The sequence below is a fragment of the Rhodococcus sp. D-6 genome (assembly GCF_040256695.1).
In the GTDB taxonomy this organism is placed as follows: domain Bacteria; phylum Actinomycetota; class Actinomycetes; order Mycobacteriales; family Mycobacteriaceae; genus Rhodococcus; species Rhodococcus pyridinivorans.
The window spans coordinates 184971-207247 of the sequence record NZ_CP132970.1 but is presented as its reverse complement, the minus strand read 5'-3'; the positions used below and the strand labels follow the sequence as shown (position 1 = coordinate 207247).

Annotated in this window: 30 protein-coding genes and 1 tRNA gene; 9 read left to right on the top strand and 22 right to left on the bottom strand. The window is 67.7% G+C overall.

Annotated features, from left to right (window positions below):
- Positions 1-67 precede the first annotated feature (67 nt).
- The 4 genes from RBB84_RS01090 to mscL (RBB84_RS01075) all read right to left on the bottom strand — a co-directional run bounded on the left by RBB84_RS01090 (position 68) and on the right by mscL (RBB84_RS01075) (position 3060).
- Entirely contained in the window at positions 68-514 is a 447-nt protein-coding gene (locus RBB84_RS01090; RefSeq protein WP_064255734.1) for a hypothetical protein, read from the bottom strand.
- Positions 511-2121 (bottom strand): BCCT family transporter, encoded by a 1611-nt coding sequence (locus RBB84_RS01085; RefSeq protein ID WP_006553803.1) that lies wholly within the window; start codon positions 2119-2121, stop codon positions 511-513. Before RBB84_RS01085 ends, RBB84_RS01090 begins: the two co-directional genes overlap by 4 nt.
- Positions 2122-2235: 114 nt before the next feature.
- Positions 2236-2598, bottom strand: coding sequence for a GntR family transcriptional regulator (locus RBB84_RS01080; RefSeq protein WP_039583790.1), 363 nt, complete (start codon positions 2596-2598; stop codon positions 2236-2238).
- A gap of 12 nt (positions 2599-2610) precedes the next feature.
- On the bottom strand, positions 2611-3060 hold the full coding sequence (gene mscL, locus RBB84_RS01075) for a large conductance mechanosensitive channel protein MscL (RefSeq protein WP_064255733.1): 450 nt from the start codon (positions 3058-3060) through the stop codon (positions 2611-2613).
- Between the two features lie 150 nt (positions 3061-3210).
- Here mscL (RBB84_RS01075) and arsC point away from each other — a divergent pair, with 150 nt between their 5' ends.
- Positions 3211-3558 (top strand): arsenate reductase (glutaredoxin), encoded by a 348-nt coding sequence (gene arsC, locus RBB84_RS01070; RefSeq protein WP_006553800.1) that lies wholly within the window; start codon positions 3211-3213, stop codon positions 3556-3558.
- Between the two features lie 7 nt (positions 3559-3565).
- Here arsC and arcA read toward each other — a convergent pair whose 3' ends face one another.
- On the bottom strand, positions 3566-4777 hold the full coding sequence (arcA, locus tag RBB84_RS01065; RefSeq protein WP_006553799.1) for an arginine deiminase: 1212 nt from the start codon (positions 4775-4777) through the stop codon (positions 3566-3568).
- Positions 4778-4877: 100 nt separating this feature from the next.
- On the opposite strand from arcA, the gene RBB84_RS01060 reads away from it, so the two are divergent.
- Positions 4878-5345, top strand: coding sequence for an FABP family protein (locus tag RBB84_RS01060; protein WP_064255732.1), 468 nt, complete (start codon positions 4878-4880; stop codon positions 5343-5345).
- Between the two features lie 61 nt (positions 5346-5406).
- On the opposite strand, the gene RBB84_RS01055 is transcribed toward RBB84_RS01060, so the two are convergent.
- The 7 genes from RBB84_RS01055 to RBB84_RS01025 all read right to left on the bottom strand — a co-directional run bounded on the left by RBB84_RS01055 (position 5407) and on the right by RBB84_RS01025 (position 10803).
- Entirely contained in the window at positions 5407-6255 is an 849-nt protein-coding gene (locus RBB84_RS01055; protein WP_024103196.1) for an SDR family oxidoreductase, read from the bottom strand.
- Positions 6256-6415: 160 nt separating this feature from the next.
- Positions 6416-6559 (bottom strand): hypothetical protein, encoded by a 144-nt coding sequence (locus RBB84_RS01050; protein ID WP_153811617.1) that lies wholly within the window; start codon positions 6557-6559, stop codon positions 6416-6418.
- A gap of 101 nt (positions 6560-6660) precedes the next feature.
- A tRNA-Ala gene (locus RBB84_RS01045) sits at positions 6661-6733 on the bottom strand.
- A 163-nt stretch (positions 6734-6896) separates the two neighbouring features.
- Positions 6897-7715 carry a gephyrin-like molybdotransferase receptor GlpR gene (glpR, locus tag RBB84_RS01040; protein ID WP_024103194.1) on the bottom strand — a complete coding sequence of 273 codons (819 nt, stop codon included), beginning with the start codon at positions 7713-7715 and terminating at the stop codon, positions 6897-6899.
- Positions 7716-7971: 256 nt separating this feature from the next.
- Positions 7972-8607, bottom strand: a complete 636-nt coding sequence (locus RBB84_RS01035) for a GNAT family protein (protein WP_064255731.1) — start codon at positions 8605-8607, stop codon at positions 7972-7974.
- A complete protein-coding gene (glp, locus tag RBB84_RS01030) occupies positions 8607-9860 on the bottom strand; it encodes a gephyrin-like molybdotransferase Glp (protein ID WP_064255730.1) in 1254 nt (417 codons plus the stop codon). The genes RBB84_RS01035 and glp overlap by 1 nt, the downstream gene beginning before the upstream one ends.
- A 31-nt stretch (positions 9861-9891) precedes the next feature.
- Positions 9892-10803 (bottom strand): UTP--glucose-1-phosphate uridylyltransferase, encoded by a 912-nt coding sequence (locus RBB84_RS01025; RefSeq protein WP_006553794.1) that lies wholly within the window; start codon positions 10801-10803, stop codon positions 9892-9894.
- A 61-nt stretch (positions 10804-10864) separates the two neighbouring features.
- Here RBB84_RS01025 and RBB84_RS01020 point away from each other — a divergent pair, with 61 nt between their 5' ends.
- From RBB84_RS01020 to mscL (RBB84_RS01005), 4 genes are all read left to right on the top strand, one after another.
- Positions 10865-11467 carry a 5-formyltetrahydrofolate cyclo-ligase gene (locus tag RBB84_RS01020; protein WP_064255729.1) on the top strand — a complete coding sequence of 201 codons (603 nt, stop codon included), beginning with the start codon at positions 10865-10867 and terminating at the stop codon, positions 11465-11467.
- Positions 11468-11551: 84 nt separating this feature from the next.
- Positions 11552-11869: an FmdB family zinc ribbon protein gene (locus RBB84_RS01015; protein WP_064255728.1), complete on the top strand. Its 318-nt coding sequence runs from the start codon at positions 11552-11554 to the stop codon at positions 11867-11869.
- A gap of 106 nt (positions 11870-11975) precedes the next feature.
- A complete protein-coding gene (locus tag RBB84_RS01010; protein ID WP_064255727.1) occupies positions 11976-12701 on the top strand; it encodes an SAF domain-containing protein in 726 nt (241 codons plus the stop codon).
- Positions 12702-12826: 125 nt separating this feature from the next.
- Entirely contained in the window at positions 12827-13258 is a 432-nt protein-coding gene (gene mscL, locus RBB84_RS01005; RefSeq protein ID WP_006553790.1) for a large-conductance mechanosensitive channel protein MscL, read from the top strand.
- An 88-nt stretch (positions 13259-13346) separates the two neighbouring features.
- On the opposite strand, the gene RBB84_RS01000 is transcribed toward mscL (RBB84_RS01005), so the two are convergent.
- The 10 genes from RBB84_RS01000 to RBB84_RS00955 form a co-directional block, all read right to left on the bottom strand.
- On the bottom strand, positions 13347-13979 hold the full coding sequence (locus RBB84_RS01000) for an MspA family porin (protein WP_064255726.1): 633 nt from the start codon (positions 13977-13979) through the stop codon (positions 13347-13349).
- 53 nt (positions 13980-14032) lie between these two features.
- Positions 14033-14872 carry an MspA family porin gene (locus RBB84_RS00995; protein WP_064255725.1) on the bottom strand — a complete coding sequence of 280 codons (840 nt, stop codon included), beginning with the start codon at positions 14870-14872 and terminating at the stop codon, positions 14033-14035.
- A gap of 574 nt (positions 14873-15446) precedes the next feature.
- Complete coding sequence (locus tag RBB84_RS00990) at positions 15447-15656, bottom strand: hypothetical protein (protein WP_064255724.1); 210 nt, start codon at positions 15654-15656, stop codon at positions 15447-15449.
- Between the two features lie 7 nt (positions 15657-15663).
- Complete coding sequence (locus tag RBB84_RS00985) at positions 15664-16161, bottom strand: molybdenum cofactor biosynthesis protein B (RefSeq protein WP_006553786.1); 498 nt, start codon at positions 16159-16161, stop codon at positions 15664-15666.
- Between the two features lie 74 nt (positions 16162-16235).
- Positions 16236-17450 (bottom strand): trypsin-like peptidase domain-containing protein, encoded by a 1215-nt coding sequence (locus RBB84_RS00980; protein WP_197481800.1) that lies wholly within the window; start codon positions 17448-17450, stop codon positions 16236-16238.
- A gap of 167 nt (positions 17451-17617) precedes the next feature.
- Positions 17618-19021 (bottom strand): HAMP domain-containing sensor histidine kinase, encoded by a 1404-nt coding sequence (locus tag RBB84_RS00975; protein ID WP_064255798.1) that lies wholly within the window; start codon positions 19019-19021, stop codon positions 17618-17620.
- Positions 19022-19029: 8 nt separating this feature from the next.
- On the bottom strand, positions 19030-19719 hold the full coding sequence (locus tag RBB84_RS00970; RefSeq protein WP_064255797.1) for a response regulator transcription factor: 690 nt from the start codon (positions 19717-19719) through the stop codon (positions 19030-19032).
- Between the two features lie 69 nt (positions 19720-19788).
- A complete protein-coding gene (rpmF, locus tag RBB84_RS00965) occupies positions 19789-19962 on the bottom strand; it encodes a 50S ribosomal protein L32 (protein WP_006553782.1) in 174 nt (57 codons plus the stop codon).
- Between the two features lie 32 nt (positions 19963-19994).
- Positions 19995-20246 (bottom strand): type B 50S ribosomal protein L31, encoded by a 252-nt coding sequence (locus tag RBB84_RS00960; protein ID WP_006553781.1) that lies wholly within the window; start codon positions 20244-20246, stop codon positions 19995-19997.
- Positions 20243-21460, bottom strand: coding sequence for a GTP-binding protein (locus tag RBB84_RS00955; protein WP_033098236.1), 1218 nt, complete (start codon positions 21458-21460; stop codon positions 20243-20245). Before RBB84_RS00955 ends, RBB84_RS00960 begins: the two co-directional genes overlap by 4 nt.
- Positions 21461-21561: 101 nt before the next feature.
- Here RBB84_RS00955 and rpmB point away from each other — a divergent pair, with 101 nt between their 5' ends.
- The 3 genes from rpmB to rpsN are packed head-to-tail and all read left to right on the top strand — an operon-like array spanning position 21562 to position 22273.
- A complete protein-coding gene (rpmB, locus tag RBB84_RS00950; RefSeq protein WP_006553779.1) occupies positions 21562-21798 on the top strand; it encodes a 50S ribosomal protein L28 in 237 nt (78 codons plus the stop codon).
- Positions 21798-21965 carry a 50S ribosomal protein L33 gene (gene rpmG / locus RBB84_RS00945; RefSeq protein ID WP_006553778.1) on the top strand — a complete coding sequence of 56 codons (168 nt, stop codon included), beginning with the start codon at positions 21798-21800 and terminating at the stop codon, positions 21963-21965. The genes rpmB and rpmG overlap by 1 nt, the downstream gene beginning before the upstream one ends.
- Before the next feature lie 2 nt (positions 21966-21967).
- Positions 21968-22273, top strand: a complete 306-nt coding sequence (gene rpsN, locus RBB84_RS00940; RefSeq protein ID WP_024103180.1) for a 30S ribosomal protein S14 — start codon at positions 21968-21970, stop codon at positions 22271-22273.
- Positions 22274-22277: the final 4 nt, after the last annotated feature.

The following is a 22277-nucleotide window of genomic DNA, read 5'->3' as shown; positions in this document are numbered from 1 at the left end:
ACTGCCGGGCAGGCGACACCGTACTCGGGGTGGGCGACAACTCACCGCAGGCACGCGGCGTCGTGTGTCACCCGTGATGCCGTCGTCCGACCGCCGCCCACACCGCGACTCGCGATCCGCGTTCGAGGATGTCGACGATCGCGAATCCTGCCCGTGCGAGAACGGTGCTCACGGTCATCGAGACGGTTCCGGTGTCCTCCCCCGGTCCTGCCCCGTCGATCACCCACAGTTGTCCGTCGTCGGTCAGCAGCGGCGCGAGGGCGGCCGCGGCGGCGGTGTCCTCGCGGAGGTCGGGGATGTCGAGTGCGTAGATGCGGTCGAACTTCTCCCGCTGCGCGAACTCGTGGGCGCGGGTCACCGAGGGTGCCACGCGCACGCGGCCGTGGGGACCGACGTTCTCGGCGACCACGGCGGAGGCGGGCCCGGCTTCGATCGCGAGGACGGACGTGCCCGGACGCGCATCGAGGACGTCGAGCAGGAACTCGACGTCCTCGATGTGGGACCGCTCGGTCATTCGACCTTGCGCAGTGTCCGTTTCCTGCGCCCGCCCGTGATCAGGGGGTCGCGCTGCAGATCCCGGTACAGCGACACGCACAGACCGATCATCACGAGGAGGAAGGGAGCTGCCGCGATGATCGTCATCGTCTGCAGGGCGTTGAGGGCTTCCTCGCCGCCGCTCCACAGCAGCAGGGCCGCGACACCGCCGGTGAGTCCGCCCCAGAAGACCACGACGCCGCGATTCGGCGCGAGGGTGCCGCGTTGACTGAGGCTGCCCATCACCATCGACGCGGAGTCCGCTCCGGAGATGAAGAAGATGGCGATGAGGAGCATCGCGACGACCGTGGCGATGCCGGTGAGCGGGAGGTTGCCGAGCACCCCGAACAGCTGTCCTTCGACGCTGTCGGCACCCGCGATGTCCAGGCCGTCCAGCTGCTGTCCGATACCGGCGCCGCCGAACACCGAGAACCAGATGAGGCTGACGAGGCTCGGGACGAGGATGACACCGACGATGAACTCGCGGATGGTGCGGCCGCGGCTGATCCGGGCGAGGAACATGCCGACGAAGGGCGCCCACGAGACCCACCACGCCCAGTAGAAGATCGTCCAGCTCGACAGCCACTCACCTGCGGCCTCGTTGGAGGCGGCCGTGCGCGCCGACATGCGGGCGAACTCCGCGGCGTAGGCACCGAGGGTGGTGGGCACGAGGTTGAGGATGAAGACGGTGGGTCCGAGCACGAACACGAAGATCGCCAGGATCGCGGCGAGCACCATGTTGATGTTCGACAGATATTGGATGCCCTTGGCGACACCCGTGACCGCGGAGGCGATGAACGCGAGCGTGAGCAGTGCGACGATCGCGACGAGCAGCATCACTCCGGCCGTCTCGAGCCAGCCGGTGACCTCGAAGCCCGAGCCGATCTGCAGCGCGCCCAGGCCGAGCGACGCCGCGGTGCCGAACAGGGTCGCGAACAGGGCGAGGATGTCGATGACCTTGCCGAGCGGACCTTCGGCCCGGCGTCCCAGCAGCGGGATGAACGCCGAGCTGATGAGCTGCTTGCGACCCCTGCGGAAGGTGCCGTAGGCGATGGCCAGACCCACCACGGCGTAGATCGCCCAGGGATGCAGGCTCCAGTGGAACATCGAGGTCGCCATCGCGACGCCGGTGCCGCCGGTGCTGCCCGGTGGCGGCTCGACGAAGTGCGAGAGCGGTTCGGCGACACCGAAGAACATCAAGCCGATGCCCATGCCGGCGGCGAACATCATCGAGATCCAGCTGACGGTGCGGAACTCCGGCTTCTCGTCGTCCTTGCCGAGCGGAATGCGGCCGTATCGGCTCACCGCCAGCCAGAGCGCGAAGAATACGAATCCGCTCGCCGTGAGCACGAACAACCAACCGAACTCGACGACGATCCAGTCGAGGATGTTCCCGGTAACGGTCCCGAAATTGTCGGTGGCGGCCAGGCCCCACACCACGATCGCCGCGACCAGCGCGGCAGCGACTCCGAAGACCACTTTGTCGGTCTGCGGCGGATGCGCCGCGGACGCGGCTACTTCAGAAGCACGGGCGCCCGAGACCTCGTCGATCTCCTCGGACCCGGGCCGATCACCAGGGACATTCATGCGAACAAACCTTGCAAGTTTCGGGCGCCTGCGGAGCGGAATCGTCGAACCCGAGAAAATCATCACATTCCGGACGCGCCGTGCATTCTCTGCACGAACCCGAAGATCGGCAAGTCAACCCGCGCGCAGGGCGGCCGAGACGAACTCGAGGATCTCCTCGTCGGACATCCCGAGTGCCCTCACCTCGGTGACGTACTCGTTGGTGGATCGCTGGGCCCGCGTGCGGGTGGGATCGCCCGTGTCGGCGACGAACGTCCCCGCCCGCCCCCGGGCCTCGAGCACACCCACCTTCTCGAGTTCCCGGTAGGTCTTGGCGACCGTGTTCGGAGCGATGCCGAGGGTGTCGGCGAGGCCCCGGACGGTGGGCAGCTTGGTACCAGCGATCAGCTCACCATCGTGGACCAGGTCGACGATGCGTCGCCGCAGTTGCTCGAACGGCGGGACAGGCGAGTCTGGATCGATGGCGAGGTCGAGCATTCTCGCAGGTTATCAGCGCTCGGTGACCTTGACGGGCGCTTCGGCCGAGGGCACCTCGGCAGGGGCGTGGTTGTAACTCCCGGTCTCGAGCAGGTCGCGGATCTGGATGAGCAGATCGGTCTCGCTCAGCGGCTCGTCCTCGGGCTCCTTCTCCGGCGCGAAGCGGGCCTTGGCCGCGTTGACCGGCACGATGAGCACGAAGTAGACGACGGCCGCGATGATCAAGAAGTTGATCGCCGCGGAGATGACGGCGCCCAGGTTGACGAAGGTCGCGTCGTTCGACGAGAGCAGGCTGAAGCCGAAGCCCATCTCATTGTCGCCACCCACTGCAGCGACCAGCGGGTTCACGATGTGATCGGTGAACGCCGTGACGATGGACGTGAACGCCGCGCCGACGACCACTGCGACGGCGAGTTCGACGACATTTCCGCGCAGCAGGAAATCCTTGAAACCTTTGAGCATCGTGCTCCGTGCCTTTTCTGGTGAGAATTCGAAAAACTTCAGTGCGCGGAGATCGTAGTAACGCTGCCCACCGGCTTCAACAGGGACGAATCGGGCAACACGGCGGCGGGTGGCAGCGGGTTACGGATTGCGCCGGGGCAGAATCGGGCCATGGCAACCACGGCGACGATCTATCACAACCCGCGCTGCAGCACGTCACGCAACACTCTGGCGTTGCTGAAGGAGAACGGACTCGAACCCACGGTCATCAAATATCTCGAGACTCCGCCCTCCCGAGACGAACTGCAGGCGCTGCTCGATGCGGCAGGTCTCACACCGAGTCGAGCGATCCGGAAGAAGGAATCGCTCTACAAGGAGCTGAACCTGGCCGAGGCGTCCGAGGACGAACTGCTCGATGCGATGGTCGCGAATCCGATCCTCATCGAGCGTCCGCTGGTCGTCACCGACAAGGGCACCGTGCTCGCGCGTCCGGTCGACAAGGTGCGCGAGATCCTCTGACGAGGAGTTACAGGACCGCCCGCGAGAGCGGGCACGACATGCATCGTGGACCGCCGCGGCCGGAACCGAGTTCCGACCCGGCGATCCGCAGTACCTCGATCCCCGAATCCTCGAGGCGGGTGTTCGTCTCGACATTGCGTTCGTAGGCGACGACGACGCCGGGCGCCACGGCCAGCGTGTTGTTCCCGTCGTCCCACTGCTCACGCTCGGCGACAACGGAATCCAGACCGGTGTCGATGACACGCAGTTTCTCGATCCCCATCGCGTCGGCGGCGGCCTCGAGGAAGGGGCGCGGCCCCGAGATCTGCACCGCGCCGTTCTCGCGGTGGATGGCGAACGCCTGGAGGCTGTCCCGGATCGCCGGGTACATCACCACCGCGTCGACGTCGACCATTGTGCACACGGTGTCGAGGTGCATCGACGCCCGGCGCTGCTCGATCGGGACCGCCAACACGGTGTGCGCGAGTTCGTCATCGAAGACACTGCGCGCCAACGCTTCCGCACCGGCCGGACTCGTCCTCTCCCCCACCCCCACGGCGACGACGCCGGGCGCGAGGAGCAACACGTCGCCACCCTCGACGGGCGCGGTGTGCGATTCGTACGCGCGTCGCACGTGGAGGAATTGCGGGTGAAAGGCGTAGATGAGGTCGGTGAGGCTGGTCTCGCGCCGGCGCGCGGGCAGCGCCAGATTGGGGATCGCCACGCGCGAGCCGATCCAGAAGGACGAATCGCGCGTGAAGAGCAGGTTCGGCAGCGGTGCGATCGCGAAATCGGAACCGTGGTGCATCAGCCGCACGAGGGACGGGGCAGCGCCGTTGCCCACCGCGGGCAGTTCGTCGAAGGTCATGCCCGCGATGAGGATCCGGGCGAGCTCGGCAGCGGGCAGGGCACGCAGATGGCCCGTCAGCTCCTCCGCGAGCGCATAACCGAGACGCTGTGCGTCGACGGCCGACGACACGCTTTGCACCCGCGCGGCGCCACTGGCCTCGAGTGTCTCGGTGAGCAGGTCGGCCAGCAGGAACACCTCCACCCCGCGGCTGCGCAGCAGCTCGACGAAGGCGTCGTGTTCCTCCTGGGCGCGCGCCACCCACGGCAGGGCGTCGAAGAGCAGCTGGTCGTTGTTGCGGGGCGTGAGGCGTTCGAGTTCGGCACCGGGCCGGTGCAGCATCACGGCGCGGAGTTCACCGACTTCGGACTCGACACCCCAGCGATGACTCATATGCTCACGGTATCGCGCAGGACGGCGGCATCCGGGTCAGGCGCGTCGAATACGGCGGCAACGATTGCGAAGAACACACCGAGAACACGAGGGAGATTTCATGGCCGACGACCCGCTCGGGTGCCTGGCACCGTTCGCCGGGCGCTGGACCGGAGGTGGCGACGGCCACTACCGCACCATCGACGACTTCGCGTACGACGAGACGATCGAGTTCGCCACCATTCCCGGAAAGCCCTTCCTGATGTACGTCAGCCGTACGCGGCACCGCACGGAGGGACGCCCGTTGCACACCGAGAACGGCTACCTGCGCCGCAGCGGCGACGACGTCGAACTGCTCGTCTCGCAGCCCACCGGGTTCGTCGAGATCCAGCGGGCCCGGCCGGAGGGCGGCGTGCTGGACTTCACCACCCTCACCCTGGAGCGCTCACCCGACGCCAAGCCCGTGCACGAGGTCCGGCGGCGTTTCGAGGTCGACGGCGACGTGCTGGTCTACGACTTCTGGATGGCCCACGCCGACACCCCTCTGACGCATCATCTGCACGCCGAGCTGCACCGCGCGCCGGATTGATTCAGGTGGTTCCGGCCCCGCCGAGCGGTGTCGGATCCACTGAATCATGTCGCGCCGAATTTCATTTGGTGCCGACGACGCGACGGAAGTAGTCGTTGGCGGCCTGCATGACGAGGTTGTAAGGCGGCGCGAACTTACGCGCCCACCAGTAACCGAACCGGGTGTCGAAGGACGTGTAGACCATGAAGCGGTTCTTCAGGATGCCGGTGACGATGCGCTCGGCCACCTTCTCGGGAGTCGCGGCGTGGCGGACGAACCGTTGGGTGAGTTTGCGGACCTCGGGACGATCACGGTCGACGCCGACGATCTGCACGGTGTCGACGAGCGGTGTACGCACGGCCCCCGGGACGACCAGCGAGACACCGATGCCGTCGCGCTTGAGGTCGAACCGCAGCACCTCCGACACTCCCCGCAGACCGAACTTGCTTGCGCTGTAGGCGGCGTGCCACGGCAGGGCGAGCAGCCCGGCGGCCGAGGAGACGTTGACGATGTGCCCGCCGCGACCGGCCTCGATCATGGCCGGCACGAAGTTCTCGATGACGTGGATGGGCCCCATGAGGTTGACGTCCACCATGAGCTTCCAGTGCTCGTGCTGCAGCCGGTCGACGGTGCCCCACACCGACACTCCGGCGACGTTGGCGACGATGTCGAGAGACCCGCACGCCTCGTGCACGTCGCGGGCGAAGGCGGTGACGGCCTCGTAGTCGGAGATGTCGAGGGCGGCCGAGTGCAGCACGGTGCCGCCGCGTTCACGAACGCTGCGGACGACCTCGTCGAGGGCCTCCTCCTGCAGGTCGGTGAGCACCAGCCGGGCCCCGCGATCGGAGGCCGCATGGGCCAGGGCGCGGCCGATTCCGCTGGCCGCGCCGGTCACAAGGAATTTGGTTCCGCGCAGGTCGGTGATCGCCATGGCGACACCCTAGCCTCGCCGTGACGACTCGACGCTCCGGCGCGCCACGGACGAGCCGGATGCGCCGGAGCGAAGCGACTTGTGTGTCCGAGCGAAGCGACCTGTGTGTCCGAGCGAAGCGACCTGTGAGCCGGAGTGTTGGGCTCCGGCGGATGGAAACTCAGAGCCGCTGGGCCATCTCCTCCTGGTATTGCCGAATCGTGCGCTCGATCATCTCGACATCGTCGTGGCGATTCTCGCTGCGCGCGAGGTCGGCGCGCTCGCGCAGTACCCGGATCGCCCGACGCAACTCGTCGTCACTCATCCTGTGGTCCATGCCACACAGTCTGCCGGGTTCGGCGTGGACCCGCCAGCGAATGGCCCTGCATACGACGAAAGCCCCGCCGAGGGCGGGGCTTTCAGGGGTGGAGCTGAGGGGAATCGAACCCCTGACCTCTTCGATGCGAACGAAGCGCGCTACCAACTGCGCCACAGCCCCGTAGGTTCCGAGGGAACCGACTCGCAAACTCTAGCAAACCACCCCGTCCATCACGAAATCGGAGTGTCGGCGCAGGTGACGGGCGATTTCACGGCCTGCTCCGAAGCCGGGTCGGGGCCCGCACAGATTCGGTGCGGGCCCCGCCGTAAGCGTCGCAGGACGATCATTCCCCCACTGCGCGGGGAACGACGTAGTCGCCGGACTCGTCGTCGCCGTCGCTCGCTCGGACGTCGTAGCCGTGGTCGATGCCGTAGTCGTCCTCGTAGCGATCGAGGTGCTCGAACTCCGGATCCTCGTCGTCGACCTCGAGGACCACGGCCCCCGGGCGACGCAGACGCTGCGGAACGTCGTCGTGGCCGCCGCGGGCCCCCGCGCGGGACCGTTGCAGTCGCGCGAGGCGACGCCGCCGGATCTCCTGCTCGAGATGCACCTGGCGCCGCAGGTAGAACAGATAGGCGACGAGGGCCACGGCCGCGAGACCGGCGAGCCACCACATGACCGACGAGACGATCAGGGCGAGCGCCGAGGTCATGATCGCGGCGATCAGCAGGCCGAGGACGGCCCGCTGCCGGAATTCGTATCGTGCGGCGCTGGCGACCGCATCGGCATGCGGGTCGAATCCGCCGCGGCCCCGGCGTTGCGGTGCGTGTGCGCGCACGGGCTCACGATCGGGTGCTGCTTCGTGGTGGACGTCGGCCTCGTCGGAATCGATCTCCGGCCTGTCGTCGAGTTCAGTGTTCATGCGGTCCTCCGCGGGGGTGCGGTGCGTGCGGTCACGACTCGGACGCCAATGAGGATCGCTGCGGTGCCCGGCGGCCGGCCCTCGAGGGGTGATCGGCTCGTCGTCTCCGCGGTGCAGAACTCGAGTTGCGAGCGCGGCGTCGGTCGTCTGCCGGATTCGAGGACGCTTCGTGACCAGCATGGGAACCAGAACGAACAACCACACGGCAACGAGCCCGATCCACAGAAGCGAGTTCGGCATCCGGTGGTCCTCCCTCCAGTCGTCGCCCTACCAGCCCGTCGACGCCACCGACCTACATGAGGCTAACGGCATCACCGCGTTTACCTGTACAGAAACGCCGACTCGATCGACAACAGACGTCACTCGAGTCACGCGAAACCAATTGACACTTTCTTCACTCTAATCACAGAGATCCCACACGCGCTGGGGATTGTTACTCGAGTTGCGAGTAACCTGCGTTACATAGCGGACGAACCCGACTCGAGACGGAAAGCGATCAGGACCAGGTCGCGCGACCGGCACGGACGAGGCGATCCGAGACCGAGCCCGGCACCTCCTCGACCGTCATCGCGACCAGCAGATGGTCGCGGAACCGGCCCTGGACGTCGAGGTAGCGCTTCAGCAGACCTTCCTCGCGGAAGCCGGCCTTGCGCAGCACCGCGCGGCTGGCCTCGTTCTCCGGGCGCACGGTGGCCTCGACGCGGTGCAGCCCGACCGGGCCGAAGCAGTGGTCGAGGCCCAGGGCGACGGCGGCGGTCGCGACACCGAGGCCGTTGACCTCCTTCTCCACCCAATAGCCGATCCAGGCCGAGCGCAACGCTCCGCGCACGATGTTGCCCACCGTCAGCTGCCCGCAGAATCTGCCGTCCAGCTCGATTGCCATCGGCAGCATCAGGCCCTTGTGGGCCTCCGAGCGCAGACTCCGGTAGAGCCCGGGCCACACCGAGATGTGGTGCCGCATGTCCCACGGCGCCTCACCGGTCGGCTCCCACGGCTCGAGATGCGCGCGATCTCGCAGACGCAGACGGCTCCACGCCGCGGCGTCGCGCAGTCGGATCGATCGGACGGTCACCACGCCCCCTGCCACCCGCAGCGGCCCGAGCTCCGCCGGCCAGCCGGGATGACGGGACATCAACCACGCTGCCCGAGGAACGCCACGTCCACCGGGTCTCCCGTGCGGATTTCGGAGACCTCGGGATCGACGATGACGAGACAGTTCGCCTCGGCGAGGGTGGCGAGCAGATGCGACGACGAACCCGCGGCGCCGCCGAGCGCCTGCACGAGATAGTCGCCCGTCGTTTCGTCGCGCATGAGCTGGCCGCGCAGGAAACCCTTGCGATCGGGGATCGAGGTGATGGGGGCGACCGTGCGTGCCGAGACCATGCGGCGCATCGGCTGGCGACGGCCGAGCGCGATGCGGATCAGCGGGCGGACCATCACCTCGAAGACGACGAGCGCGCTCACCGGATTGGCGGGCAGCAGGAAGGTCGGCACCTCGTCGCGGCCGAGACGTCCGAAGCCCTGGACCGAGCCCGGATGCATCGCGATCCGCTCGACGCCCATCTCGCCGAGATCGGACAGCGCCTCGCGGACCTCCTCGAGCGCGCCGCCGCCCACGGCCCCGGCGATCACGACGATCTCGGCGCGGATCAGCTGACCCTCGACGACCTCGCGCAGCCGCTTCGGGTCGGTACTGGCGATCCCGACCCGGTTGACGTCGGCTCCGGCGTCACGCGCGGCCGCGGCCAGCGCGTAGGAGTTGACGTCGTAGACCTGTCCCGGCCCCGGGGTGCGGTCGACGTCGACGAGTTCGCCGCCGACGGAGATGACCGACAGTCGCGGGCGCGGATGGACGAGCACCTTGTCGCGGCCGACCGCGGCGAGCAGACCTACCTGGGCGGCCCCGATGATCGTCCCGGCCCGCACTGCGATGTCGCCGGGCTGGACGTCGTCGCCGGTGCGGCGCACGTAGTCGCCGGACCGCACCGGTTCGAGCACCTTGATGCGCGCGGCACCGCCGTCGGTGTTGTCGAGCGGCAGCACCGCGTCGGCGAGCGTCGGCAGCGGCGCACCGGTGTCGACGCGCACCGCCTGACGGGGCTGGAGACGGATCGGCTGACGCGAACCGGCACGCACCTCGCCCACGACCGGCAGCGTCACCTCGGCGGGCGCGGACCCGCCGTCGGTCTCGGCCGGGGCTTGGAGGTCGACGCTGCGCACGGCGTAGCCATCGATCGCCGCCTGGTCGAATCCGGGTAGGGGTCGCTCGGTGACCACTTCCTCCGCGCACAGCAGACCCTGCGCCTCGGAAATGGCCACCCGGACCGGCCGGGGTGCGACTGCCGCCGCCGTGACCCTGGCCTGCTGATCCTCAACCGACCGCATACCGCTTCTCGTCCTCCAGCCCGTCCTGCAGTCAGCGCTTCAAGCGCTCGATGAGCCACTCGCGCAGCGAGGGCCCGTACTCTTCCGTGTTCAACGCCGAGTCAACCGCAGCGCGCAGATAGCCCCCGGGATTTCCGAGGTCGTGTCGGGTGCCGCGGTGCACCACCACGTGAACGGGGTGGCCCTCGGAGATGAGCAGGGCGATCGCGTCGGTGAGCTGCAACTCTCCACCGGCGCCGGGCTCGATGCGACGCAGTGCGTCGAAGATCGCCCGGTCGAGCAGGTATCGGCCGGCGGCGGCGAAGGTCGACGGTGCGTCCTCTACGGCCGGCTTCTCGACCATGCCGAGTACCTTGAGCACGTCGGGGTTGGCGGCGTCCGGCACGACCTCGACGTCGAAGACGCCGTACGCGCTGACCTGTTCCTTGGGCACGTCGATCGCGCACAGCACAGAACCGCCACGCTTGGCGCGGACGCGCTGCATCGTCTCGAGCACGCCGACCGGCAGCACGAGGTCGTCGGGCAGCAGCACGGCGATCGCGTCCTCGTCGGGATCGAGCGCCTCTTCGGCGCACGCCACGGCGTGACCGAGGCCGAGCGGCTTCTCCTGGACCACGGACTCGACCTCGAGCAGCCCCTGGGCCTTGCGGACCTTGGCGAGGAGCTCGTACTTGCCCTTCTCCTCGAGCTTGGACTCGAGGACGAGGTCCTCGACGAAGTGCGCGACCACGCCGTCCTTGCCCGGCGCCGTCACGATGAGAAGGCGTTCGGCGCCCGACTCCGCGGCTTCACCCGCCACGAGCTCGATGCCGGGCGTGTCGACCACCGGCAGGAGTTCCTTCGGAACCGTCTTGGTCGCGGGAAGGAACCGCGTCCCCATACCTGCTGCGGGGACAACCGCGGTCTTGAAATGCCGCGTGCCTCCGGTCGTACTGTTCGTCATAGACTCCCACCCTAAACTTCGGCCACCGAGGACGGTGGTTCGGCGATCGTAAGGCGCAGACATGCCCCCACCCCCGAAAGCGGTCTGGCGTGACCGCATTCTTACAGCTCGGCGCGAGCTGAGTGCTGCGAGGCGCAGAATCGAGGACACCGCGCTCGCCACGGTGGCCTCGACGCTGGCCCCGGCGGGGTCGGTGGTGTGCGCATATGTGCCCGTGGGTTCGGAGCCCGGATCGATCGCGCTCCTCGACGCTCTGACCGAGGCCGGAACGACGGTGCTCGTCCCGGTCACGCGCACCGGCGAACCGTTGTCGTGGGCCCGCTACATGGGCGAGAAGACGCTGATGGCGGCCGATTTCGGGCTGCGCGAGCCGGGTGGTGAGATCTTCCCGCCCGAGGCGGTGGCGAAGGCTCACACGGTGCTCGTCCCGGCCCTGGCGGTGGACGCGCGGGGCGTGCGGCTCGGCCGCGGCGCCGGCTTCTACGACCGCACCTTGCACCTCGCCTCACCCGAGGCCGTGATCATCGCGGTGGTCCGCGATGAAGAGCTCGTCGACGAACTCCCCGAGGACCCCCACGACATCCGTATGGGATGGGCGCTGACACCCGGGAAAGGGCTGGTCCGGCTCGGTAGCGGCGACCGTGCGGAACAACACACTCCCTAGCGCTGTTGGCACTGTCGGCGGTAGAGTGCCAAAACTGCAGTACGACGAATACTGCGGTTCGACGAACTGGCGGAGGATCAACCGGTGCCCACCTACTCATATGCCTGCACGGCCTGCGACAACAAGTTCGACATCGTGCAGTCCTTCAGTGACGACTCGCTGACCGAATGCCCGCAGTGCGAGGGCAAGCTGCGCAAGCTCTTCAACTCGGTCGGCATCGTGTTCAAGGGCAGCGGCTTCTACCGCACCGACTCCCGCAGCGGAAGCACCGCCAGCGAATCCGCGGCGACGAACTCGAGCAGCTCCTCGTCGAGCGACACCAGCTCGTCGTCGAGCAGTTCGTCGTCGAGCAGTTCGTCGTCGAGCAGCGCCTCTTCTGCACCCGCTGCCGCCGCGAGCTGACTTTCCGGGACTTTCTTTGTCCACAGGTGGTCGAGTCATCCACAGACCGCCGCTTCCGAGGACTCATCGGGGCCGACAGGGCATCCCCACCTTCTAGGTTCGGGGCATGCCCGTCGGCCCTTTCTCGTTCCTCCAGCGTGCGCGCGCGCATCCGCACCACTCGCGCTCCTCTGCGGGTGCCTCGCTGCAGCCCACCCTCCCCGACCGGTTCGTCGAACTCCTCCGCCCCGGCTGGTCGCGCATCGTCCGGGCGCGCCGGATCGCGGCCGGACTCCTTGCCGTCCTCGCGGTGATCCTCGCGCTGCGCGGTGACCCCGACACCGATCGTGTGGGTGTCGTCGTCGCGGCTCACGATCTCGCGCCCGGGCACACCCTCACGGCCGACGATGTCGCGCACGTGGAGCGCGATCGGTCCATTGTGGTCGCCGGGACCCTGCACGACGTCGACGACGCCGTGGGCCACACTCTCGCCGGCCCTGTGCCGGCCGGTGAACCCCTCGTGGACACCCGCCTTCTCGGTCCTCGTCTCGCCGCAGTCGCCACCGGCTCCACCGAGGCCCGCGTAGTGCCCATCCGGCTCGCCGATGCCGGGGTGAGCGAACTGCTCCGTGAGGGCGACCGCGTCGACGTCCTCACTGTCGCGGACAGCCCCGACGGCCTCCTACCCGGTGCGCACGTCCTCGCCCGGGGTGCGGTGGTGGTGCTGGCCGAATCCGACAGGCCGGCGCGGGATCGGAACGAGCGGGTCGTGCTGGTCGCGCTGGAGCCCGAACCTGCCACGGCGGTCGCGGCGGCGTCACTCGTCAGCGCTCTGACCGTCACACTGCACTGAGCATCCGCTCGTTTCCCCAGCGCAATCGCCACCCGGAACCGACCTCGCGGTTTATCGTGTGAACGTCCGTGTGACCTACCTCATGTGCGCGGCTCCGGCGGACAGGCCGCGAAAAGGAGCACACCATGCTGAAGGGCTTCAAGGACTTCATACTCAGGGGCAACGTCCTCGATCTCGCCGTCGCGGTCGTGGTCGGTGCGGCATTCACCGCTATCGTCACCGCCTTCACCGCGAACATCATCGAGCCGCTCATCAGCGCGGTGGGCGGCGACAACGAGATGGGCTGGGGCTTCGAGATCGTGAGCGGCAACCCGGAGACCTTCGTGAACATCGGCGCGGTGATCTCCGCGATCATCAACTTCATCATCATCGCCGCGGTCGTGTACTTCGTGCTCATCGTCCCCGCCAACGCGGCGAAGAAGAAGTTCGTCACCGAACCGGAGGACAAGCAGGCCAGCGCCGAGGACCTGCTCATCCAGATCCGCGACATCCTCGAGGCACAGGCCGGCCAGGCTACTCAGGGCGCTCACGCCAAACCCAACCCGGGCATCGAGTAGGTGGTCGACGACGAAAAGACCGGGCCCGCTCGAGATTCGAGCGAGCCCGGTCTTGTCGTGCTGTGTTCGGCCTGAGCCGGACGTCTACTTAGACGGTCCAGGGAGCACCGTAGGTGGTGACGTTGTCGCCGTTGGCCGTGATGGCGCGGACGAACGGACGGACCTGGACAGCGCCGAGGACGCCGGAGGCCGTGCCGTGGACGTTGGAGAACTGAACGGTCTTGAAATCACCGTCGAACTCGCCCTCGGCGACGACGAGCTCCTCGATGCCCGGAGCCGGGGTCAGCTCGAGCTCGGCGTAGGCCTGCGGGAGGATGTCGGTGACAGTGGCTTCGACCGAGTCGCTGATGCTCAGCTCGAGACCCGGGGTGGAGTAGGTGACGCCGATGGCGCCGTCGATGCTGCCGGCCCACGCGAACTGGTAGCCGAACTGGAAGGTGGTGCCCTCGGCGTCGGCTGCGTCCTCGCCGAGGAGGTTCACGGTGCCGCGGCCGTTGTGGAAGAACTCGCGGTTGAACGGGCTGCCACCGAGGGCCGGAACACCCTGGATGAAGGTGTCTTCCTGGGTCACGACGACCTCGAGGCCGTCGGAGACGATGCGGTTCTGGTCGTTGACCTCGGCCGAAGCGGCGCCCGAGGCACCGAGCACCAGACCGAGGACGGCGGCACCGGCGACGGTGGCGTTACGAGCGGCCTTGAAGCCACGCGACTTGATTCCCATGATTACTCCGTTTGTGGTGGTGGGGATTTCTTGCGGGATGGCGCGGAGCAGGACTAGAGGGTCCAGACCTGGCCGTAGGTGGTGACGTTGTCGCCGTTCTCGGTGATCACACGGACGAACGGGCGGACGGAGACAGGACCGACCACGCCGGTGGCGGCACCGTGGACGTTGGCGATCTGGACTTCCTTGTAGTCGCCGTCGAACTGCCCCTCGGCGACAACAAGTTCCTCGATGCCAGGAGCAGGTGTCAGTTCGATACCCGCAGTCAATTGGGGAAGGATGCTTTTGACCGTCAACGTGTCCACAACCTCCGGGCTAGATTCACCCGTAGGCGTGTACAACTCCTTGCCTTCGGCGTCCTTCTTCGGCACCGCCTTCGAAGCGTCTTCGATCTTGTTTCCGTCGTAGTCGACCAAATCGCCCTTCTTGACGACCTTGCCGTTAGCGTCCACGTACTCGCCGTCCTGCTCGGAGCGATTCGGGATCATCTTGTACTGAGGTACCAGCTTCTCCGCAGATTTCAGAGACGCGTCGGGACTGGTCCAGTTAAACCCAATTGAACCGTCGATGGCGGCCGACCACGCGACCTGGTAGCCGAACTGGAAGGTCGAACCCTCGAAGTCCGCCGCCTCGGGGCCGACGATGTTGGCGATGCCGCGGCCGTTGTGGAACCACTCACGGCTCAGCGGGCTGCCGCCGATCGGGGGCACACCGTTGATGAAGGTGTCCTCCTGCGTGACGATGACCTCGTGGCCGTTGGAGACGATCCGGTTCTGGTCGTTGACCTCGGCACCTGCGGCGCCGGCCGATCCGAGAACCAGACCGGCCACAGCAGCTGCTGCCACCGTGGCGTTGCGGGTGGCCCGGAAGCCACGTCGCGTCTGAATCTTCATGAATGCCTCATCCGTTCTCTGCGTGCCGGGTTGCGCACCGCGTCCGACAACAAGTGGTCGCCCTGTCGCCCGCGGGCCGCTGTCCACAGCGAACACACCGGCGGATCACCCGTCGGTGTGTCGGTACGTCCATCGTCCGCACGGTTTTGCTTTACCGATTCGTGACCGAGCCCAGGCCGTGAAGCCTGGGCTCGACCGGTTTGAACCTGAGAGGGAGATTAGACCGTGACCATTCCTGGAGCAACGCCTAGCTTTCGTAACGCTCCGGTATAGGCGCGGTGCAGGCCACACGCCCAGCGATTCATCGAAGCAGGCAAATCGGACGCATTTCGAGGTGGAATATGTAACCCGGGATTACACGTACATGACCCGCCCACCGCCACATCGGCGCAGGTAGAAGCCACATATTCAGTGCACCCGGAGTGCAAGACGAAATGCCTTCTGTGACTGGAAACACAGATCCAATAGATCGCGCGGACCAGATGGAGATGAACGGACCGTTGCGGCGACGTTTCGTTGCGGTCGACAACGGGTTGGAATCCGGTTGAGCGCAACTCGACATCAGTGATACAGATCACCCACCGGAATGGTGCGGAGGCACCTGCCTGCGCAGCCATTCATCCGAGTCGCCACCGCCGGAGCCGTTCTCGCCGCGTTCGTCGCGTGTCGTCTCGGGAAGTACATCCCCGAAGATGCGCGCCAGCCGTGCCCGGTCGATCCGGGCACGGCTCTGCTGCTGCTCGCCGGTCACCTCGTCGTGCGAGGGATCACGGTCGTCGGACACGGCGTCGTCACTCCTCCATCCAGGACAACTCTTCGATGACGTGTGCGGCGAGAGGCAACAACGTCGCCATCCCGTCGCGGATGGCGGGACGCGACGACGCGAGGTTCACCACGAGCGTCGATCCGGAGACTCCCACGAGACCGCGGGAGAGGCCGGCGTCGACGGCGCCCGACGCCAGGCCCGACGAACGCAGCGCCTCGGCGATGCCGCGGATCTCGTGATCGAGTACGTCCTCGGTCGCGTCGGGAGTCACGTCGCGCGGGGTGACACCGGTGCCACCGACGGAGATCACCAGGTCGACGCCGCCGATCACTGCGGTATTGAGTGCATTTCGGATCTCGACCTCGTCGGCAGCGACCGTGACGACACCGTCGACGGCGAAGCCACCTTCGACGAGAAGCTCCGTGACGAGCGGACCCGCGGAGTCCGGACTGTCGCCGTGGGAGACGCGATCGTCGACGACGACGACGAGTGCGCGGCCTTTTCTGGGAGCTTCGAGTTCCATGAGGTCCACGGTAGTTTGCGGCTCGAAAGCATGCGGCTCTTGTACCGGAATGTGAGCTATGTCCATGTCGTTCCTCATCGTCCGGCCGAATCCGACGCAGTCACCACGTCGACTGTGGTCTCGTTGCCGTCGGGCGTCTTGTAGGTGATCTTCACGGTGTCCCCCGGCGCGCGGGAGCGGATCGCGGCGATGAGCGAGTCGCCGTCGGTCACGACCCGATCGTCGACCCGGACGATGATCGCGTTGTCGGGGATTCCGGCTCGGTCGGCCGGCCCGTCGGGCACGACCTCCACGACGCGCGCACCGTAGGCGTCGTCCCGGGACGGAACCTGGACACCGATGATCGCGTGCGTCGCCTTACCCGTGTCGACGAGTTCCTGCGCGACACGCCGGGCCTGTTCGACGGGGATCGCGAAACCGAGGCCGATCGAACCCGACTGTCCGCCGGCCGTGGCGATCGCGGTGTTGATGCCGACGAGGCGGCCTTCCATGTCGACCAGCGCACCGCCGGAGTTGCCGGGGTTGATCGCCGCGTCGGTCTGGATCGCGTCGATGACCGACGCCTGATTGGCGTTGTCCCCGCTCGTGGACACGGGCCGGTTGAGTGCGGACACGATGCCCGCCGTCACGGTGCTCTGCAGTCCGAGCGGTGATCCGACGGCCACGACCTCCTGGCCTACCGCGAGATTCTCCGAACTACCGAGTTCGATGGGAGTGAGATCGGTGCGCCCTTCGGTCCGGATGACAGCGATGTCCGACACCGCATCCGCACCGACGACCGTCGCCGGCGCGGTGGACCCGTCCGAGAAGAAGACCGTCAGTTGCGCCCCCTGACCTCCACCCGCCACGACGTGGTTGTTGGTGAGGATCAATCCGTCCGACGACAGGACCACGCCCGACCCTTCACCCGCGCCGGTGCGTCCTGCGACCTCGATCCGCACGACGCTCGGCACGACCTTGTCGGCGACGGCCTGCACGCTGCCCTCGGGGGCAGCGGCGACCGACTGGGTATCGGGCTTCGGAGCGTCGAGGGAGTTGACGACCGGTCCGGACGAATCGCGCACCGACCACGCGCCGACCGCGCCACCGATGCCGCCGCTCACCAGCGCGAGCGCGATGGCCCCCACGGCGAGGGCGGAGCGACCCGGCATCCGGCCGGATCCTGCGGTCGGTGGCGGAGGTGCCGACTGCTGGGGTGTGCGCGGGTAGGGGCCGGTGTATCCGCCGGGGCCGTACGGATGGGGTTGCGGTTGCGGTGCTCCCGCGCCGCGGGTGGGGTCCTCACTCATTCGTCACTTCACCTTCGTCCGCCGGGGCCACCGGACGCATACGGGTCGACGTCGGCGTGCGGTGGCCGATGATGCGGGGTGCGTCGAGCACCTCCGCGCTTCTTCGTCCAGCATGGACCGGGCAGCTGAGAGTCGCCTCAGAAGTACCCGCGATTCTGCTGTCGAATTCATTCGATCTCGGTGGGGTGTGTCTCTCCGTCGAGGGCCGGTGTGCCGGGCAGCACGATGCGGATCAGCGCGCCGCCCCGATCCGACCGTTCGACGGCGATCGTCCCGCCGTGCTTCGTGACCATCTGTCGCACGATGGCCAGTCCCAGGCCGGATCCCGGCATCGACCGCGCGGTCGTCGCCCGGTAGAACCGTTCGAACACCAGTTCGCGTTCCTCCTCCGGGATCCCCGGGCCGGCGTCGTCGACGGTCAGCTCCATCAGACCGCTGGCGATCTGTCGCATGTTCACGACGACGTCTTCCCCCGCCGGGCTCCACTTGGCCGCATTGTCGAGGACGTTGACCACGGCGCGGGTGAGTCCGGCCTGGTCGCCGAAGACGAACCACTGCTCGGTGGTGGCCCGGAACTCGATGTCGGTACGCCGTCGACGCGCACGTTCGAGACTGCGGTCCACCACCTCGGCGACGTCGACGACCTCGAAGACCGTCTCCGGCGCATCCTCACGAGCGAGGTCGACGAGATCGCCGACGAGCGTCGACAACTCCTCGATCTGGCCGATGACGTCGGCCCGCAGCTCGGCCATGTCCTCGTCGGGCAGGCTCGGTGCACCGGGACGGCTCGCGGCGATGAGCAGTTCCATGTTGGTGCGCAGCGAGGTCAGGGGTGTCTTCAGTTCGTGGCCGGCGTCGGCGACCAGCCGGCTCTGCCGTTCTCGCGACTCGGCGAGCGCACGCAGCATCATGTTGAAGCTCTCGGTGAGGCGGGCGAGCTCGTCGTGCCCGGTCACCCGGATGGGCCGCAGGTCGTCGGTGCGCGCGACCCGCTCGGCGGCGGCGGTGAGCCGGGCGACGGGACGCAGACCGGTGCGGCCGACGGTCGCGCCGACGGCGGCGGCGAGCACCACCCCGCACCCGCCGACGATGAACAGCACACTCGCCAGGCGGTTGAGGATCTCGACGGTGGGACGCAGTCGCTGCGCGATCACGACCGTGCTGCCGTCGGGCATGCGCTGGGCCAGTACGCGCTGCTGGGCGACGGTGCGCAGCGACGACTCCCGGTCGCCCTCGGCCACCGCCAGTTCGGGTTCGCCGATGGGCACCGACGAGCCCGGCGGCACGTACCTACCGAGATCCGGGTAGATCAGGGCAACGCTGATGTCGGAGCTGTAGAGCTGGGCCCCACCGATGTAGCGCGGGTCGTAGGTGATGAGGGTGCTCGACTCGACGAGCGCGGCGGCCCGCGCCCGCAACTGGGTGTCGACCTCCGAGTACAACGCCCGCGAGACCACGGCGTAGGCCGCGATGGAGGTGACGGCGACGGCGAGCGCCACTGCGCCGGCCGCGAGAAGCGTGACGCGGATGCGCAGCGGCACCGAGCGGGTCAGGAGAAGAGGTGGTCGCATCAGGTCGCTCACGGCGGGGTCTCGCGCAGCACGTACCCGACGCCGCGCACCGTGTGGATCAGGCGCGGTTCCCCACCGGCCTCGGTCTTGCGTCGCAGATACCCCACGTAGACCTCGAGGGCGTTGCCGGAGGTGGGGAAGTCGTAACCCCACACCTCCTCGAGGATGCGGCTGCGCGTGAGGACCCTCCTCGGGTTTGCCATGAGCATCTCCATCAGGGAGAACTCGGTGCGGGTGAGGCTGATCGGCCGGTCGCCGCGAATGACCTCGCGGGTCGCAGGGTCGAGGCTGAGGTCGGCGAACCGCAGCACCTCGTCGGCGGACGAGTCCGGGTCGGGCGCGGCACGACGCAGCAGCGCCCGCAGTCGCGCGAGCAGTTCCTCGAGCGCGAACGGTTTCGGCAGGTAGTCGTCGGCCCCCGCGTCGAGACCCGCGACCCGCTCCGAGACGGAGTCGCGCGCCGTGAGGACGAGGATCGGCAGGTCGTCGCCGGTGCTGCGGAGCCGGCGGCACACTTCGAGGCCGTCGACGCGCGGCATCATGACGTCGAGCACCATCGCATCCGGACGCGACGTCGCGACCTGTTCGAGGGCGTCCTGCCCGTCCGTCGCGAGGTCGACCGTGTATCCGTTGAAGCTCAGTGACCGGCGCAGCGACTCCCGCACTGCACGGTCGTCGTCGACCACCAGAATGCGCATGATCACCATTGTGGCCTGCGCCTACTGAGAGCGCGCTGAGAACCCGCGGTGGCCGGCGGGCTCTACGACTCAGTCGGTCCGCGGGTCGACCTCACCCCTGTGCACGGCCTCGACGAGCCTGCGGGGCACCTTCACGGTCGTTCCGTCGACCGTGATCGGCACGAGATCGGGGACCTTCGCCGTCCACTGCGACCGGCGGTGACGGGTGTTGGAGCGGGACTTCCTGCGTTTGGGGACTGCCATGTCGTTCTCCTTCGAGGTCGGGACGTGCGGGATCAGGGTCGGCGCCGGCCGTACTTGCGTTCGAACTTCTCGACGCGACCGGCGGTGTCGAGCAGGCGGGCGGCGCCCGTCCAGAACGGATGCGAGTCGCTCGTGACGTCGACGACGATGAGCGGGTAGGTAAGGCCGTCCGACCAGACGGTCGTGCGTTCGGATGTCGCGGTGGAGCGGGTCAGGAAGGTGGCGCCGGTGTTGGCGTCCTGGAAGACCACGGGGTGGTAGTCGGGATGCAGGCCTGATTTCATCGGTGTCCTTCTCTCTCGTTGTCGCGGCGGTCTGCCGGGAGGTCGTCACAAGGGTCTTCGTGGAATCGGCCGAAGGGGTCGCGCCAGGTCGGCCACAGATCGGGGCGGGCGAACTCGTCGTCTGTCACGACCGCCGCGCGCAGCGTGCGGTCGATGAGTTCCGAGTCGGCGTCGTGGACGAGGACGACGATGCTCGTGTCCCGGTCGCCGTAGCGTTCGTCCCAGCGCAGCGACGCCATCGCGCGGCGTTCCGCCGGGATCTCGCGCTGCTGATCGGGAGTCATCGACGCGAGCCATGGCCCCGCGTGAGCGACCCGCAGTCCTCCACCGGCTGATTCGACGAGCAGCGCATTGTCGGGTTGGGTGGCGACCCACAGTCGCCCGCGGGCGCGCACGACGCCGTCGAGCAGCACGTCGATCGCGTGGTGGAGACGTTCCGGATGGAACGGCCGGTCGGCGGAGAACTCGACGAGGCGGATTCCGCAGTCGTCGTCGAGAGGCGGTTGACCTCGTAGGAGAGGCGAGTGCGCCCCGTCGATCGCCCCCCGACGGGCGGTGGCGGGTATCTCCCGGAGGAGCCGCTCGACGTCCGGTTCCCCCGCCCACGCGATCGGCGCGTCCGGGGCGAGTCGGGTGAGTACCGCGTGCAGGCGCGCCTGCTGCCAGCCGTCCGCTCCGGGGAGCACCACCAGCGCATCGGCGAACTCGACCTGGCCGACGACGACCTGCGCCAGGGTGCGGTCGTCGTCGACACGCTCGTTCAGTTCGTCGTCGCCCGTCGCGTCCTCGAGCCAGGTTGCGGCGTCGAGGCAGGTCACGACGCCGTCCACCCGGACATCGAGGGACGCGGGTCCGTCGACACGACCGACGATCCCGCTCACCACGACATGTTCGACTGCCCAGCACAATGCCTCGGGTTCGAGTTGCGGGTCGAGGTGCAGCACGATCCGGTCGACGCTGCTGTAGTCGCGCATGCGGCGCAGAAGCGGCAGCAGATCCTCGCGCAGTGTGCAGGAGACGCACCCGTGCGCGAGTTCGAGGATCTCGGTGCGTTCATCCTCGACGGTGAGCACGGAGCGGCGGAGTACGCCCTGGTCGAGACCGGACAGGTCATGGTGGACGACCGCGGTGCCCGGACGCAGTAGTGACCGCGCGGCCTGCGCAGTCCGTCCGCGCCATCCGCAGACGATGACGAGCGGCGTCCTGATGTCCACAGCATTCCTTTCGATAACGATTGTCATTAACGATGTCGAAGCGTACAGTTGGCGGCGCACTTTGTCGAAAATGATTGTCGTTACCTACGAAAGGAGCCGACGTGTCGGCCACGTGCCAACTCACCGGACGGCGACCCGGTTTCGGGAGATCCGTATCGCACTCCCATGTCCGCACCAGCCGGCGGTGGAACCCGAACATCCAGCGCAGAACCTATTTCGTACCCTCGCTCGGACGCCGGGTCGCGCTGAACCTGTCCACCAAGGGCATCAAGATCGTCGACCGCGACGGCATCGAGAGCGTTGTCGCCCGTCTGCGTGCCCGCGGGGAGAAGTTCTGATGGCAGCACGCAGCGAGATCCGGCCCGTCGTCAAGCTTCGCTCGACCGCCGGGACCGGCTACACCTACGTCACCCGGAAGAACCGCCGGAACGATCCCGACCGTCTCGTCCTGCGCAAGTACGACCCCGTGCTGCGCAGACACGTCGACTTCCGCGAGGAGAAGTAGTCGTGGCGAAGAAATCGAAGATCGCACGCAACGAGCAACGGAAGGCGATCGTGGCCCGGTACGCCGAGCGCCGCGAGGAACTGAAGGAGGTCGTGCGCCGACCGTCGTCCTCGCCCGAAGAGCGCAACGAAGCCCAGCGGGCACTGCAGCGTCTACCCCGCGACGCCAGTCCGGTACGATTGCGCAATCGAGACGCTGCGGACGGCCGCCCGCGCGGCCACCTGCGAAAGTTCGGGCTCTCACGAGTGCGTGTGCGTGAACTCGCCCACCGCGGGGAACTACCCGGCGTCCACAAGTCGAGCTGGTGAGGAG

Bases quoted from the DNA above. Each gene is read 5' to 3' on its own strand.
- RBB84_RS01090 (WP_064255734.1), bottom strand. From the start codon at position 514: ATGACCGAGCGGTCCCACATCGAGGACGTCGAGTTCCTGCTCGACGTC.
- RBB84_RS01085 (WP_006553803.1), bottom strand. From the start codon at position 2,121: ATGAATGTCCCTGGTGATCGGCCCGGGTCCGAGGAGATCGACGAGGTC.
- RBB84_RS01080 (WP_039583790.1), bottom strand. From the start codon at position 2,598: ATGCTCGACCTCGCCATCGATCCAGACTCGCCTGTCCCGCCGTTCGAG.
- mscL (WP_064255733.1), bottom strand. From the start codon at position 3,060: ATGCTCAAAGGTTTCAAGGATTTCCTGCTGCGCGGAAATGTCGTCGAA.
- arsC (WP_006553800.1), top strand. From the start codon at position 3,211: ATGGCAACCACGGCGACGATCTATCACAACCCGCGCTGCAGCACGTCA.
- arcA (WP_006553799.1), bottom strand. From the start codon at position 4,777: ATGAGTCATCGCTGGGGTGTCGAGTCCGAAGTCGGTGAACTCCGCGCC.
- RBB84_RS01060 (WP_064255732.1), top strand. From the start codon at position 4,878: ATGGCCGACGACCCGCTCGGGTGCCTGGCACCGTTCGCCGGGCGCTGG.
- RBB84_RS01055 (WP_024103196.1), bottom strand. From the start codon at position 6,255: ATGGCGATCACCGACCTGCGCGGAACCAAATTCCTTGTGACCGGCGCG.
- RBB84_RS01050 (WP_153811617.1), bottom strand. From the start codon at position 6,559: ATGAGTGACGACGAGTTGCGTCGGGCGATCCGGGTACTGCGCGAGCGC.
- glpR (WP_024103194.1), bottom strand. From the start codon at position 7,715: ATGCCGAACTCGCTTCTGTGGATCGGGCTCGTTGCCGTGTGGTTGTTC.
- RBB84_RS01035 (WP_064255731.1), bottom strand. From the start codon at position 8,607: ATGTCCCGTCATCCCGGCTGGCCGGCGGAGCTCGGGCCGCTGCGGGTG.
- glp (WP_064255730.1), bottom strand. From the start codon at position 9,860: ATGCGGTCGGTTGAGGATCAGCAGGCCAGGGTCACGGCGGCGGCAGTC.
- RBB84_RS01025 (WP_006553794.1), bottom strand. From the start codon at position 10,803: ATGACGAACAGTACGACCGGAGGCACGCGGCATTTCAAGACCGCGGTT.
- RBB84_RS01020 (WP_064255729.1), top strand. From the start codon at position 10,865: ATGCCCCCACCCCCGAAAGCGGTCTGGCGTGACCGCATTCTTACAGCT.
- RBB84_RS01010 (WP_064255727.1), top strand. From the start codon at position 11,976: ATGCCCGTCGGCCCTTTCTCGTTCCTCCAGCGTGCGCGCGCGCATCCG.
- mscL (WP_006553790.1), top strand. From the start codon at position 12,827: ATGCTGAAGGGCTTCAAGGACTTCATACTCAGGGGCAACGTCCTCGAT.
- RBB84_RS01000 (WP_064255726.1), bottom strand. From the start codon at position 13,979: ATGGGAATCAAGTCGCGTGGCTTCAAGGCCGCTCGTAACGCCACCGTC.
- RBB84_RS00995 (WP_064255725.1), bottom strand. From the start codon at position 14,872: ATGAAGATTCAGACGCGACGTGGCTTCCGGGCCACCCGCAACGCCACG.
- RBB84_RS00985 (WP_006553786.1), bottom strand. From the start codon at position 16,161: ATGGAACTCGAAGCTCCCAGAAAAGGCCGCGCACTCGTCGTCGTCGTC.
- RBB84_RS00980 (WP_197481800.1), bottom strand. From the start codon at position 17,450: ATGAGTGAGGACCCCACCCGCGGCGCGGGAGCACCGCAACCGCAACCC.
- RBB84_RS00975 (WP_064255798.1), bottom strand. From the start codon at position 19,021: ATGCGACCACCTCTTCTCCTGACCCGCTCGGTGCCGCTGCGCATCCGC.
- RBB84_RS00970 (WP_064255797.1), bottom strand. From the start codon at position 19,719: ATGCGCATTCTGGTGGTCGACGACGACCGTGCAGTGCGGGAGTCGCTG.
- rpmF (WP_006553782.1), bottom strand. From the start codon at position 19,962: ATGGCAGTCCCCAAACGCAGGAAGTCCCGCTCCAACACCCGTCACCGC.
- RBB84_RS00960 (WP_006553781.1), bottom strand. From the start codon at position 20,246: ATGAAATCAGGCCTGCATCCCGACTACCACCCCGTGGTCTTCCAGGAC.
- rpmG (WP_006553778.1), top strand. From the start codon at position 21,798: ATGGCAGCACGCAGCGAGATCCGGCCCGTCGTCAAGCTTCGCTCGACC.